Source organism: Comamonas serinivorans, assembly GCF_002158865.1.
Classification (GTDB): Bacteria; Pseudomonadota; Gammaproteobacteria; order Burkholderiales; family Burkholderiaceae_C; genus Comamonas_E; species Comamonas_E serinivorans.
The window spans coordinates 3,013,786-3,027,395 of the sequence record NZ_CP021455.1; the positions used below are offsets into that span (position 1 = coordinate 3,013,786).

The 13,610-nt window shown below is 68.8% G+C and carries 12 protein-coding genes; 7 read left to right on the forward strand and 5 right to left on the reverse strand.

The features are described from left to right. Positions 1-10 precede the first annotated feature (10 nt). On the forward strand, positions 11-1,051 hold the full coding sequence (locus tag CCO03_RS12745) for a Bug family tripartite tricarboxylate transporter substrate binding protein (RefSeq protein WP_157667672.1): 1,041 nt from the start codon (positions 11-13) through the stop codon (positions 1,049-1,051). A gap of 537 nt (positions 1,052-1,588) precedes the next feature. Here the strand turns inward: CCO03_RS12745 and CCO03_RS12750 are convergent. Then, the gene (locus CCO03_RS12750; RefSeq protein ID WP_087284648.1) at positions 1,589-2,530 is read right to left on the reverse strand and encodes a 2-hydroxyacid dehydrogenase; all 942 of its coding nucleotides are present in this window, start codon (positions 2,528-2,530) and stop codon (positions 1,589-1,591) included. 101 nt (positions 2,531-2,631) lie between these two features. Between CCO03_RS12750 and gloA the strand changes: the two genes are divergently transcribed. The 3 genes from gloA to CCO03_RS12765 all read left to right on the forward strand — a co-directional run bounded on the left by gloA (position 2,632) and on the right by CCO03_RS12765 (position 6,160). Then, complete coding sequence (gene gloA, locus CCO03_RS12755; RefSeq protein ID WP_236903798.1) at positions 2,632-3,042, forward strand: lactoylglutathione lyase; 411 nt, start codon at positions 2,632-2,634, stop codon at positions 3,040-3,042. Between the two features lie 171 nt (positions 3,043-3,213). Further along, positions 3,214-3,495, forward strand: a complete 282-nt coding sequence (locus CCO03_RS12760) for a hypothetical protein (protein WP_157667673.1) — start codon at positions 3,214-3,216, stop codon at positions 3,493-3,495. Positions 3,496-4,201: 706 nt separating this feature from the next. Continuing rightward, positions 4,202-6,160 (forward strand): gamma-glutamyltransferase family protein, encoded by a 1,959-nt coding sequence (locus CCO03_RS12765; protein WP_087281611.1) that lies wholly within the window; start codon positions 4,202-4,204, stop codon positions 6,158-6,160. Between the two features lie 325 nt (positions 6,161-6,485). On the opposite strand, the gene CCO03_RS12770 is transcribed toward CCO03_RS12765, so the two are convergent. Then, positions 6,486-7,472, reverse strand: coding sequence for a purine nucleoside phosphorylase YfiH/LACC1 family protein (locus CCO03_RS12770; protein WP_087281613.1), 987 nt, complete (start codon positions 7,470-7,472; stop codon positions 6,486-6,488). Positions 7,473-7,669: 197 nt separating this feature from the next. On the opposite strand from CCO03_RS12770, the gene CCO03_RS12775 reads away from it, so the two are divergent. The 3 genes from CCO03_RS12775 to CCO03_RS12785 all read left to right on the forward strand — a co-directional run bounded on the left by CCO03_RS12775 (position 7,670) and on the right by CCO03_RS12785 (position 10,630). Then, positions 7,670-8,992, forward strand: a complete 1,323-nt coding sequence (locus CCO03_RS12775; protein WP_087281614.1) for a polyhydroxyalkanoate depolymerase — start codon at positions 7,670-7,672, stop codon at positions 8,990-8,992. A 200-nt stretch (positions 8,993-9,192) separates the two neighbouring features. After that, positions 9,193-9,858: an RnfABCDGE type electron transport complex subunit B gene (locus tag CCO03_RS12780; RefSeq protein WP_087281616.1), complete on the forward strand. Its 666-nt coding sequence runs from the start codon at positions 9,193-9,195 to the stop codon at positions 9,856-9,858. 244 nt (positions 9,859-10,102) lie between these two features. Continuing rightward, positions 10,103-10,630: a DUF192 domain-containing protein gene (locus CCO03_RS12785; RefSeq protein WP_418236023.1), complete on the forward strand. Its 528-nt coding sequence runs from the start codon at positions 10,103-10,105 to the stop codon at positions 10,628-10,630. Positions 10,631-10,997: 367 nt separating this feature from the next. Here the strand turns inward: CCO03_RS12785 and CCO03_RS12790 are convergent, their stop codons facing one another. Genes CCO03_RS12790 through CCO03_RS12800 form a run of 3 tightly spaced genes read right to left on the reverse strand, consistent with a single transcriptional unit; the run spans position 10,998 to position 13,603 of the window. Beyond that, positions 10,998-11,465, reverse strand: coding sequence for a hypothetical protein (locus tag CCO03_RS12790; protein ID WP_157667674.1), 468 nt, complete (start codon positions 11,463-11,465; stop codon positions 10,998-11,000). A 49-nt stretch (positions 11,466-11,514) separates the two neighbouring features. Continuing rightward, a complete protein-coding gene (locus CCO03_RS12795; RefSeq protein ID WP_087284650.1) occupies positions 11,515-11,943 on the reverse strand; it encodes a DNA polymerase III subunit chi in 429 nt (142 codons plus the stop codon). 13 nt (positions 11,944-11,956) lie between these two features. Next, the gene (locus CCO03_RS12800; RefSeq protein ID WP_087281622.1) at positions 11,957-13,603 is read right to left on the reverse strand and encodes a leucyl aminopeptidase; all 1,647 of its coding nucleotides are present in this window, start codon (positions 13,601-13,603) and stop codon (positions 11,957-11,959) included. Positions 13,604-13,610 lie beyond the last annotated feature (7 nt).

Consider the following 13,610-nt stretch of genomic DNA (forward strand, 5'->3'; position numbering starts at 1 on the left):
CACCACCGCCATGCACCACCCCGATCGCCGCCGCAGCCTGCACGTGCTGACCCGCCTGGGGGCGGCCTGCCTGGCGGGCCCCCTCGCCGCGCAGGCTCAGCCGACCCAGCCCCCGGCGCGCCTGCCCTCAGCGTCGGCTGCGGCCCACTTTCCGCAACGCGCCCTCCGGTTGTTCAACCCCTTCCCCGTGGGCGGCGGGCCCGATGGCGTCTCGCGCCTGATCGCTCAGAAGCTGGGCGCGGCCTACCAGGTGCCCGTGGTGGTCGACAACCGCCCCGGCGCCAATGGCTTCCTCGCGATCGAAGCCTTTCGCGCCGCCAGCGCGCCCGCGCGCGATGGGCACGAGCTCATCGTGCTCGACCTGGTGCACCTGGCCGCCTACCCCTGGCTGTTCAAACGCCTGCCGTACGACCCCGAACGCGACTTCACGCCGCTGCTGCCGCTGTTCCGCACGCACTTTTTCATCGCCGTGGGGCGGCACAGCCCGCACCACACCCTGGCCGATCTGCTGGCCGAGGCCCAACGCGCGCGCCTGACCTACGGCTCGTGGGCCGTGGGCAGCCCGGCCCACCTGGGCGCCGCCATGCTGGCCGAACAGACCGGGACGCGGATGGACCACATCGTCTACAAGGAAACGGCCCAGCTCTACGCCGATGTGGCCAACGGCACGCTGAGCTTTGCGCTGGGCACGCTGGCCACCATGCGGGCCCTGGTTGACGGCGACCGGCTGCGCCTGCTGGCCGTGTGCGCCAGCCAGCGGCTGGGCGCCCACCCGCAGGTGCCCACCGTGGCCGAGGCCGGCGGGCCAGCCGGCTTCACGGTGGCCGGCATCAACCTGCTGGCGGGGCCCGCGGGCTTGCCCCCAGCCGTGGCCGACCAGCTGTGGCGCGACGTGGGCCGCAGCCTGCAAGGACCGGACGTGGACGCCAAGTTCAACGCCTTCGGCTACGAGCCCTTTGCCATGCCCCGCGCCGAGCTGCCGGCCTACCTGCAAGCCCAGCGCCTGACCCACCAGCGGCTGGTGCGGGCCGCCAACATCACGCCGCTTTAATCGTCAGGAGTAACCAGCCATTCCCGTTCTTATACAAACGAGAAACAAGACATACCTCACCTCAATGCGAGTGCCTCCATCTGAAAGATAACCGCAACCACTCCCGCGCATCGCCGGTTCAGTGGCCCGATTTCCGGCCCCGACGACCTGAACCCAGCTGCCGAGCCGAGCACGCAGCATCCAGACCGGCGGACAGGCTGGCCCGCTGCGGGCCAGCGGCGCAGCAGGCCACCGCGCGTGGTGGCCACACAGCCACTGCAGGGTGACGACAACGGGTCTTCTGCCGGGCCCGCATCCCTCAGCAATTGGCACGAATCGGCCCGACTGCCGGCACGCTGACCGCAGCTGGCAATCCGCCCCGACGCACTTGCCCCCGACCGCCGCCCCGTCAAAGGTGCGCTTCGTCGTCGTCTGCAGCCGGCAAGCCGGCCCGTGTGGCAGGACCCCGACCCTGTGACAGCTGGCGACCCAGCCGTGCCACGACCGCGGTCCAGCAGCCGACGGCTGGCCAGCGATGCCGGGCCCGGTCGCAGGCCGTCAGCGCACCGGCGACACCACACCACGCCCGCTGAAGTGGCCCAGGGCGTTGTCCAGAAAGCGGTCGACCATGGCTTGGCCGGCCTCGGGCGACCAGCCGCCGATGTGCGGCGTGATGGTCAGGTTGTCAAAGCCGATCAGCGCCTGCGGGGGCTCGGGCTCGCTGTCGTACACATCCAGCCCAGCGCCGGCAATGGCCTTGTCCTGCAGCGCCTGGGCCAGCGCCGCCGTGTCGACCACGCTGCCACGGCCGATGTTGACCAGCACGCCGCGTGGCCCCAGCGCCTGCAGCACCTCGGCGTTCACGGCGTGGTGCGTGGCCGCGCCGCCCGGTGCCGCACACACCAGCACGTCGCTCCAGGCCGCCAGCTCGGTCAGGCTGGCGATGTAGTCCAGGTCCACGCCGTCGCGCGGCTTGCGGTTGCAGTAGGCCACGGGCATGTCGAAGCCCTTAGCACGCTTGGCGATCTCCAGGCCAATGGCGCCCAGGCCAAAGATGCCCAGGCGCTTGCCGCTGGCCTGGGCCGGCGCCGTCATGCCCGTGCGCCAATGGCCGGCGCGGCAGGCCCGGTCCATGGTCCGCACCTGGCGCAGCACGGCCAGCACCAATGCAAACGCATGGTCGGCCACACAGGCCGCGTTGGTTCCGGCGCCATTGGCCACGACCACGCCACGCCGGTGCAGGTCGGGCAGGTCCAGCTGTTCATAGCCTGCACCCAGGCAGCAAATCAGCTCCAGTGCGGGCATGCGGTCGATTTCGGCCGCCGACAGGCCGATGGCCCCGATGGTGAGCACGGCCCGGATGCGGGCGCCGTGTTGGGCCAAAGCGGCCTCGCGCTGCGCGGGCTTGGGCGCGTAGAGCAGCTCGAAATGCTCGGCGATCTGCGCTTCGTGCGCCGGTGTCATGGGGTTGAGGACCAGGAGGGGGATGCGATCGGACATGAGGGCCATGCAAAAGGAGCAAAAAGGCGATGGTGCGCCAGCGGGCGCAGGCCGTCAGCGCCTGCGGCACACATGCCACCAAAGGCGCGACAATCGCCCCCATGAGACTGCTCCACACGATGCTGCGCGTTGGCGACCTGCAACGCTCGATTGACTTCTACACCCAGGTGCTGGGCATGACGCTGCTGCGCCGCTCGGAAAACCCCGAGTACAAGTACTCGCTCGCCTTCGTCGGCTACGAGGGTGGCAACCCGGCCCAGGCCGAGATCGAGCTGACCTACAACTGGGGCGTGGACCGCTACGACCTGGGCTCGGCCTACGGCCACATCGCCATCGGCGTGCCCGACGCCTACGCCGCCTGCGACAAGATCAAGGCCGCCGGAGGCCAGGTGACGCGCGAAGCCGGCCCGGTGGCCGGTGGCACCACGGTGATCGCCTTCGTCACCGACCCCGACGGCTACAAGGTCGAGCTGATTCAGCTGAGCGGCGATCAGGGCCAAGGCCTGCGCTGATCGGCACCGGCGTGCCTGCTGCAGCCCCACTCGCTTCATCACGGCCGATGTGGTGGTGCGTGCGCATGCCGATCTGTCTGTGCTGGCCCAGGCCCTGTCCGGCAGCGACGGCCTGGCAAAGCTGCACGTCGGGCTCAGTCAGACTGCAGCCTCCGGCACGGCGAGCAGGCGGTGGCTCCGCCCCATGAGCAGGTGCTGGTGCTGCACGGCGTGCGCGGCCACACCGAGGGCGACGCGCTGATCGCCCACTGGTGCCACTGGCTGGAGCAGCTGCCCCCCGCTGCACGGGACTGCTGGGACACGGCCGACAGCCGCACCCTGGACCTGGGCTGGGCGTCTGGCCACGGCGGTGGCGCCCCACTGGAGGTGGTGTTGCACCCCAGCCGGCTGGCGGCGCTGGCTGCACTCGGCGCCTGCCTTCAAGTCACCGTGTCTCCCTGGCCGCCGGGCTGACGCTGACCTCGCGTCATCGGCATGACAACGCCGCGCCGCCATCACCCCTTGGCCGCTGGCCGGCGCAGTGACCCCACCACGTCGGGCCTGTTGACGCGAGGTGCTTGCCCCAGGCGGGGGCAGCTTGACGCTGCGGGCTCTCCGTTCATCTGCGACGCGCCTTGGCCGGCTGACGGGCTCAGCGCAGGCGGCCACGGCCGCTTGGCGGGCGGTCAGGCATGACGGCCGAACAATCGGGCGCCGCCTTGACCGGTATCGGGCACGCTGCCGTCATGGGCGCCCGTGCCTGGCTCGCGCAACCCAGGACTTCCAGCAGCAAGGAGCCCGTCTCGGATCCACCGTCTGGCGATGTCGCCGCGACGGGCCGAGCGCGAGCCAACCCACACCCGCGCCGGCCTGCAGCGGATGAGCATTCTTATAAAACACAGTATGCATCCCTTGCCGATTTGGAGATAACGGCAACCACCCCATACTGCCTCCCCAAAACGACGGCGGACGCCGCCATGTCGCCAGCTCCTTGGCGTTTACCCGGTTAACGCCGATCAGGGCTTGCACTAGGGTCGGCCTGCACCGGCAAACGTACAGATCGGCACTGCCCCTCGTCCCGGGGCTGCAAGCCGGCATCCGTCTTGCTTGATGCAGGCGCCCGCGGCGACACCTGGTGCCCCGCGGCGCGCTGTATGCCAACTCAACCAGGAGCTTTCCCATGACCCTCACACGTTCTTTCGTGCTCACGCCGCTGGCGTTGGCGCTCGCGCTGGCCGCCTGCGGCGGCGGAGGCGACGACGACCAGCCAGGCAGTGGCCTGATCGTCGATAACAACGCCAACAGCTGCCAGGTGGCCTCGAATGGCGGCTCGGTGGTCGTGGGTTCGGGTGATCCGGGCGACCCCGCCGCGCCCGAGGAGGCCTCGGGCTATCGCCTGGGCTACAAAGCCAAGTATTCGAACAAGTACATGGTGGTCGCCAACACGCCGCTGGCCACCAAGGCCGGATGCGATGTGCTCAAGGCCGGCGGCACGGCCGCAGACGCGGCCGTGGCGGTGCAGGTGGTGCTGGGCCTGGTCGAACCGCAATCGAGCACGCTGGCCGGCAGCGCCTTCATGCTGCATTACGACGCCGCCACCAAAAAGGTCACCGCCTACGACGGCCGCGAGACCGCCCCCAAGGCGGCCACCGGCTACTACCTGGTCCGGCAGGACCAGGCCGACCCCGCCTCGCCCGGCCCAGTGCCCAGCGCCCGCCGCAGCGGCCGCTCCATCGGCGTGCCCGGCGTGATGCGCATGCTGGAGATGGCGCAGAGTGAACACGGCAAGCTGAAATGGAACCAGCTGTTCGACGAGGGCATCCGCCTGGCGTCCGACGGCTTCGTGATTCCGGCCCGCCTGGGCAGCGCCATTGCCAGCAACGCCGCCAGCCTGGCGCTGGATGGCAACGCCATGGCCACCTACTTCCACCCCGATGGCACGCCGCGCAAGAGCGGCGAGAGCATGACCAACGTGCCCTACGCGGCCACGCTGCGCGCCCTGGCCGATCAAGGTGCCAACGCGCTGCACACCGGCCCCATCGCGGCGGCCATCGTGGCCAAGGCCGCGCAGTCGGTGGGCGACGACGCGGCCAAAACGCCCATCACGCCCAGCCTGATGACGCTGGCCGACCTGGCCGACTACCAGCCCAAGAAGCGCGAGCCGGTCTGCGTGACCTACCGCAACAGCTACCACATCTGCTCCATGTCGCCGCCGTCGTCGGGCGGCATCGCCATCACGCAGGCGCTGGGCATCCTCGAGAACTTCGACCTGTCGGGCCTGGCGCCCACCAACCCCAGCAACGAGGGTGGCGTGCCCAGCGTGATGGGCGTGCACCTGGTGACCGAGGCCTCGCGCCTGGCCTATGCCGACCGCGACAAGTACGTGGCCGACACGGATTTCGTGCCGCTGCCCGGCAACGGCGTGTCCTCCCTGCTGAACAAGGACTACCTCAAGTCGCGCGCCCTGCTCATCAACCCCGACCAAAGCATGGGCCGGGCCGAAGCCGGCAACTTCGGCGTGGCACGCGGCATCGACAAGACCGAGGAACACGGCACGACGCACTTCTCCATCGTCGACGCCTACGGCAACGTCGTGTCCATGACCACCACGGTGGAGGCCAGCATGGGCTCGTTCCACATGACGGGCGGCTTCCTGCTGACCAACCAGCTGACCGACTTCTCGGCCCAGCCGGAAGACGCCACCGGCCTGATCGCCAACCGGGTGGAGCCCGGCAAGCGTCCCCGCAGCACCATGGCCCCCACGCTGGTGTTCCGCGGCACGCAGCCGGGTGACTTCGTCATGGCCACGGGCTCGCCCGGTGGCGGCGCCATCATCCAGTACGTGCTGAAGACCGTGGTGGGCGCGCTGGACTGGAAGATGGACGCCCAGCAGGCGACCTCGATGGTGGACTTTGGCGCCACCAACAGCCCCACGACCAACGTCGACGGCTCGAACACGACGCTGGACCTCACGGCCCTCGTCGATGGGCTCAAGGCCAAGGGCCACACCGTGTCGACCTCGGCGCAATCGAGCGGCATCTCGACCATCATGCGCGTGACCAAGGACGGCAAAACCCAGCTGGAAGGTGGCGTGGATCCGCGCCGCGAAGGCATCATCCTGGGCGACGGCGCCCTGTGAGGTGCATGTAGGTATGGAGCTGTTGCCGTTCAAGGATAGACGGCAATCAAGCCATACTGCCTAAACAATGCTGTTCCCCAGTGGCCCTGCCAGCGCAGGGCCACTTTTTTTGCGGCCTGACGCCCGGCCACGGTCCAGGACAGGGAGCATGACCGATGGCCACGCAGCGCGGTGGGCAGGGTTGACGCGCGAACGGCGCCAAACGGTGGTCGGCGATGTGCACCCCGGTGTGCACCACGTGCCGCTGGCTCATCCCGCCGCCATACAGGCCGAGTTGGTGCGTCTGGCGCCGGACTTGGACTCGACTCAGGCCTGGCAGCCTGGCTCAGCGAGCCTGCAGCCAGATGTAGGCACACATGCGGCCGCTGGCGCCAAGCGCCTGCTGATCGCGGCGGTAGGAGAAAAACCGCTCGGGCTGCCCCACCGTGCACCAGGCGGCGGTGCCGTCGTTGCCATGCACCGCAGTGACCCCTGTGGCGGCCAGCCAAAGGCGCGCCAAGCCAGGCAGGTTGGCCAGGAACTTGCCGCCGGGCTGCGGGGTGAACTGCGCCCCGGTCTGCGTGCGCCACGCGCCCGCCTGAGCCAGAAAGGCCGCCCGCACCTCGGGCCCGACCTCAAACGCCGTCGGGCCGATGCAGGGGCCCAGCCAGGCAACGAGATCGGCCGTTGCACGCACCTGTCCCGGCTGCGCCGCCGGCACCTGCAGGTAGGCCTGCACCAGCGCCTCCAACACGCCGCCGGGCAAGGCTGCAAGCCCATCTCCTGCGGGCGACCCCGGAGGCAGTTCTGCATTTGAAAATCCGGCTCGGTGGCCGTCTGCGTCCGGCTGCGGTTGGGCACGGGCGCCCTCGCCCGCCAGGCCGCGCCAGCCCGCATGGGCGGCGCCCACCCAGTCGCCCTGGCGGTTGGTCATCAACACCGGCAGGCAATCCGCCACCATGATGGCGCAGGCCACGCCTGGGGCGGTGGTCCAGCTTGCATCCGCCGTCGCGCCCTGCGCGTCGCCATCGGCCAGCGGCTGCACCACCCTGCCGTGCACCTGGTTGAGGTACACCGCCTGAACACCCCAGCGCGCATCCACGGCCGCCCGATGGCGGGCCACCCGCCCCGGGTCATCGCCGACGTGCGCACCGAGGTTGAAGTGGCTCAAACCCGCAGCGACGGCAGCGCCGTCATCGCCCCCTTTTTCGTCCAGCGTGCCCCGCTCGGTGAAGGCGGCCTGCACGTTGCTGGGCGCCGGCCACTCGGGCCGCAAGACCTGGAAATGGGGCTGTTGTGCAAAACGACCACTTTCTAGAGGATTTGTACTCATTCCTGACATCGGGCCCGGGGGCCCGTTCGTGCTGACTAAAATCATGGCGTTCAGCCACGCGCGGCACCCGGCAGGTGCGCCACGCTGAACTGGAGAAGCGCACCGCTCGACCGTTCTGACAGCCCCCGGCACTGCGGGGACTGCCGCTTGCCGACCATCGTTTGTACTGTACCGATTCGCTGCAGAGAAAGGCTCCCATGCTGTATCAGATCTATGAAACCCAGCGTTCGCTGATGGAACCGTTCTCCGAGCTGGCCAAAGCCACGTCCAAGGCCCTGGCCAACCCGGTCAATCCTTTCTCCACCCTGCCGGCCATGCAGCGCTCCAGCGCCGCCTATGCGCTGGTGCACCGCCTGCTCAAGGACTACGAAAAGCCCGCGTTCGGCATCAACACCCTTGAGATCGGCGGCACCGAGATCGCCATCCACGAGCGCGTGATGGTCGACAAGCCCTTCTGCGAGCTGCGCCGCTTCAAGCGCTTCTCCGACGACCCCAAGACGCTGGAATCCCTCAAGGGTCAGCCGGCTGTGCTCATCGTCGCCCCGCTGTCGGGTCACTACGCCACGCTGCTGCGTGAAACCGTGCGCGCCATGCTCGAAGGCCACAAGGTCTACATCACCGACTGGAAGAACGCCTGCATGGTGCCCCTGTCCGAGGGTGAGTTCCACCTGGACGACTACGTGAACTACGTGCAGGAGTTCATCCGCTACGTGCAGGAACAGCACGGCAACTGCCACGTGATGAGCGTGTGCCAACCCACGGTGCCCGTGCTGGCGGCCATTTCGTTGATGAGCTCGCGCGGCGAAACCACGCCCTGGTCCATGACCATGATGGGCGGCCCCATCGACGCCCGCAAATCGCCCACGGCCGTCAACGACCTGGCGACCACCAAGAGCCATGACTGGTTCAGCAACAACGTGATCTACCGCGTGCCGTCCAGCTACCCGGGTGCAGGCCGCCGCGTCTACCCCGGCTTTCTGCAGCACGCCGGCTTCGTGGCCATGAACCCCGACCGTCACGCCAGCAGCCACTACGACTACTTCAAGGACCTGCTCAAGGGCGATCAGTCGAGCGCCGAAACGCACCAGAAGTTCTACGACGAGTACAACGCCGTGCTCGACATGGACGCGGACTATTACCTGGAAACCATCAAGACCGTGTTCCAGGACTTCTCGCTGGTCAAGGGCACCTGGAACGTCAAGTCCGTTGAGGGCGCCCCGGAGCTCGTGCGTCCGCAAGACATCCGCAGCACCGCGCTGCTGACCGTCGAAGGCGAGCTGGACGACATTTCGGGCTCGGGCCAGACCCGCGCCGCACACGACCTGTGCAGCAGCATCCCCGCTGCGGACAAAACCCACCTCGAAGTGCAAGGCGCTGGCCACTACGGCATCTTCAGCGGCCGCCGCTGGCGCGAAGTGGTCTACCCGCAAGTCAAGGCCTTCATCCTGAAGTACGAAACCCAGGGCCGCAAAGCCGCCGCCACCAGCCCGGCAGCGACACCGGCCACGGCCAAGTCCTGATGCATCCCTGAGGACTTGCGCCTCGCCACACCAAGCGCTGCCCAGGGCAGCGCTTTGTCGTTGAGGCGCCCCCCTGCCCGTGGGCATGGATCCGGGTTCATCCCCCATGAACCACGGCCTGCGATGATGGGGGTCCTTTCAGCCACGCCATTTGCCCCCGATCTGCCGTTGTCGAGCCCAATTCGAGATCGCCCACCGCCATGGACACCTCTGCCTTGAGCCTGTTTGAGCAACTTCACCGCGCCCTGCCGCAAACGCAGTGCCAGCGCTGCGGCTATGCGGATTGCGCGGCCTATGCACAGGCGATGGCGAACGAGGAGGCCCCGATCAACCGCTGCCCGCCCGGCGGCGCCGAAGGCGTGGCCAGGCTGGCGCGGCTCACGGGACAGCCTGAACAGCCACTCGATGCCGAATGCGGGCAAGAAGGCCCGCGCACCGTGGCCTGGATCGACGAAGACTGGTGCATCGGGTGCACGCTGTGCCTGCAGGTCTGCCCCACCGACGCCATCGTGGGTGCCAACAAGGCCATGCACACCGTGATCGAGGACGAATGCACGGGTTGCGAGCTGTGCATCCCCGTGTGCCCCGTCGACTGCATCCGGCTCGACAACGTGACGGGATCACGCACCGGCTGGCAGGCCTGGAGCCCGGCTCAGGCCGACCATGCCCTGGCCCGCTACGGCCAGCACCAGGCGCGCAAAACCAGGCACGCCCAGCACCAGGCCGCCACGCGCGTAGCCAAGGCCCGCCACCACCTGGATCACCTCGACAGCACGACCCAACCCGCCCCAGCGGGCGAGCTGGACAAGCGCAAGGCCTTGATCGCGGCGGCCCTGGCGAAGGCGCGTGCCCAACGCCAGGCGTGAGGCCGGGCTGCGCGACGGTCGTTGCCTGAGCCTGCCCAGGCTTGAGCCTCGGCGCTGACCATCCCTGCCGCACCGGTTTGTAGGCTCAGGCTCATCACGCCGACTCGCAATGGGGCCGGGGCCCATGCGGAGGTCATGCGTGCGCTGAATCCCGCCAGGGCCATGGATCCTGCCCTCGCCCATCGCCGGCTGGTGGCGGACTCAGGCACACTGCAGCCCCATGCCCCTTGATCGACTTCCTGCCGTGACCCAGACCGTGACCGCACCCGATTCACACCACGCCCTCACCCAGGGCGCTTTCCAGCCTGCCCGCAACCGCCGTGCCCTGGCGTCGCTGTGCCTGGGCCTGGCCTGCCTGTGGCCCCTGGGGGCGCAGGCACAGGGCGCCTTGCCACCACCGCAGATGGACTTGCCGCGCGCGCACCTGAGCTCGGGCATGTACCGCATTGAGGTGCAGATCGCGGCCACCGACCGCCAGCGCCAGGTCGGCCTCATGAACCGCGCCTCCATGCCCGACAACGAAGGCATGCTGTTCGTGTTCGACCAGCCCAGCGTGCAGTGCTTCTGGATGCGCAACACGCTGCTGCCCTTGACGGCCGCCTTCATCGACGACGCGGGCACAGTCGTCAACCTGAAGGACATGAAGCCGCAGACCGACGACAACCACTGCTCGGCCAAGCCAGTGCGTTACGTGCTCGAGATGAACCAAGGCTGGTTCGACAAGCGCCACGTGAAGCCCGGCAGCACGATCAAAGGGCTTCCAGGTCGATGAGCATGAGTATCACCCCATCCCCGTTGAATATGAAACGGAAACAGGCACATACCCCACTTCATCCATCCAGCCACGCTGCGAAACACATGGCGGCGCCCGAACGCCCCTGCGGACCTTTCGCGCGATGCACAGGCCGAGCAAACCGCGCTCGATTTTCAAGCTCTTGCCCGCGCGCCCAGCAACCCTTTGCTCGACCGCGATGCCCTGCTGGCGCTGGCCGAGAACACTGGTTGCAAGCGGCTTGCCCGCAGTGGTTGATGGGGTGGCGAGATATTTGCAGCGCGACCGACGAGCGCACGGTGATTGCGTCGGTGGTGCGCGAACGCGTCTGGCGCGCGGCCACGGGGCCTGCGTCATTCGCCTGGCCTCACGCCTTGCGCAACGCGTCCGAAATGGCTTGCTGCACCGACTGCGCCACCAGCTCGGGCAGCTTGGCCGCGAGACTGGCCACCTGGCCGCTGAGTTGCGCGTGCACCTGCTGGGCCACCACCGTGGCCACGGCTTCGGCCAATTTGTCCTGGAAGTCGGACCGCAGGATGAGGCGCGTGACGGCATCGGCCAGATCTGCCTCGGCCAGGCCCGTCAAGGGCACCCCACCGGGCACGGTGCGCCCGCCACCGGGTTGCGCGGTCCTGGCCTCGGGCTGACCCGACGCGCGCCGCAGCATCACACCCGGCTCCAGCGGCGATGTCACCGCGCCCGACTTACCCTGCCCCGCGACGGGTCCCACAGTTGCTGCCGCCAGCTGGCGAGCCGACTCCGGCAGCGGCATGCGTTCGCCGCTGACGGGCGGAGCCGCAGGCGGCACGGCATCCGGCCCCACAACCTCGGTCAAGGTCGGCACAAAACGTGGCGGTGTCCGCCGCTCCTGGTCGGTCATGCGCTCATCCCCTCGCCGAAACATCGTGCCGCACGATGGGGTACCCCCGAGCAGCGTAATGGCGCCAGCGCTCGCGCGCGTGATGCCGATCGTCGTCATCGCCCGTCACGAGCTCGATCAGGCGTTCAAACCGCTCGAAGCCCGCAGGCACCCGCATGCCCAGGTTGAGCATGACCTGGCTGTGGGGCCACTGCGCAGGCTCTCCGCCGATGAGCACCGCCGACGCGGCTGCCACATCGGCATGGGCCGGCAGGCTGCAGTGGGCGATGAACTCGCGCGCGGAAAAGGTCCACAACAGCTGGTCCAGGCGCGAGGCATCGGCCCCATCGGCCAGCACCACCAGGCGCACACCCTGCCCCACGGCCTTGCGGATCAGGCGACAGGCATAGGCCAGCCGATCCGGCACGTTGAAATGGAAAGCAACCTCGGTCACCGCCCCCAACGCCTCAGGACAGCGCCAGGCGGGCAACCTTGCCAGCGGGCTTGCTCAGCTTGCCGGGCTCGCCCTGCGTGGCCGGCGAAGCGGTTTTCTTGGCCAGCTCCGCCTGGGCTTTCCGGGTCTTGGTCGATGCCTTGATCGACTTGGCTGGCTTGGCCTTGCTGGCGCCCGCCGCCTTGGCCTTGCCCGTGTCACCCGCTGAGGCCTGCAGGCTGGCCGCCTGTGCCAGCAGGTACTCCACCAGCAGGCCCACGGGGCGACCCGTGGAGCCCTTGGCCGCACCGCTCTTCCAGGCCGTGCCGGCAATGTCGAGGTGCGCCCAGGCGAACTGGCCGGCAAACCGTTGCAGGAACTTGGCCGCCGTCACCGCCCCCGCAGCGCGCCCAGCCACGTTGGCCACATCGGCAAAGTTGGTGCGCAGGCCTTCGGCGTAGTCGTCGTCCAGCGGCAGGCGCCAGATGAGGTCCTGCGCCTCGTGTGCCGCCGCTTCCAGCGACTGGGCCAGCGCCTCGTCGCTGGCAAAGTAACCGCTGCGCACGGCGCCCAGCGCCACCACGCAGGCGCCCGTCAGGGTCGCGATGTCGATCACCGCGCGCGGCTTGAAGCGCTCGGCGTAGCACAGTGCATCGCACAGCACCAGACGGCCTTCGGCGTCGGTGTTGAGGATTTCCACCGTCTGCCCCGCCATGGTGGTGATCACGTCGCCGGGCTTGACAGCGGTCGGACCCGGCAGGTTTTCGCAGCTCACGATCAGACCCACCACGTTGACCGCCGGCTTGAGCTCTGCCAGGGCCCGGAAGGTTCCCAGCACGCTGGCCGCCCCGCACATGTCGAACTTCATCTCGTCCATCTCGGCCGCGGGCTTGAGCGAGATGCCGCCCGAGTCGAAGGTGATGCCTTTGCCCACCAGCACCACAGGCGCCTCGGTCTTGGCCGCGCCGTTGTATTGCAAGACGATGAAGCGCAGCGGCTGGGCCGAGCCCTGAGCCACGGCCTGCAGCGCCCCCATGCCCAGCTTGGCCACCTCGTTGGGGCCCAGCACCTGGCACGTGAACGCCCCCGACCGCGCCAGGCGCTTGGCCTCCTGGCCCAGCATCGTGGGGGTGGCGTGGTTGGCCGGACGGTTGCCCCACTCCTTGGCCTCCTCAACCCCTTGTGCAATGGCCACGCTGCGTAGCAGCACCGCTCGCAGGTCCCGCACGTCGGTGGATTCGGGCACCGACACGCGAACCTGCGCCAACTGCCGCGCCGTGGCCTTGGGCTTGGTGGTGCCATAGCTGTATGTGGCATCGAACAGGGCCAACACCAGCGCCCGCAGCGCAGCTGCCGTGGGCGCCGCCACGCACACCACGTGCAGCCGCTTGATGCCCGCGCCTTTGCATGCCGACATCGCAGCCGCCACGGCGGCACGCACGTCCTTGGGCCGTGCCTCCCCCACGCCGGCCAGCAGCACGCGCGCCGGCGCCGCACCCGGCAACCGGTAGGCCGACAGCACGCTGCCCGCCTTGGAGTCGGCGTCGCCCTGCTGGACGGGATCTTGCAGCCAGGCCGGCCAGTCCTGGGACGTCGCGCCCTCGGGCAGGAGCACCAAGAGGGCATCCGCCTTGTGGGATGCTGCTTTCGACAGCGATGAGGCAATCAGTTCGAAGTCCATAATCCGT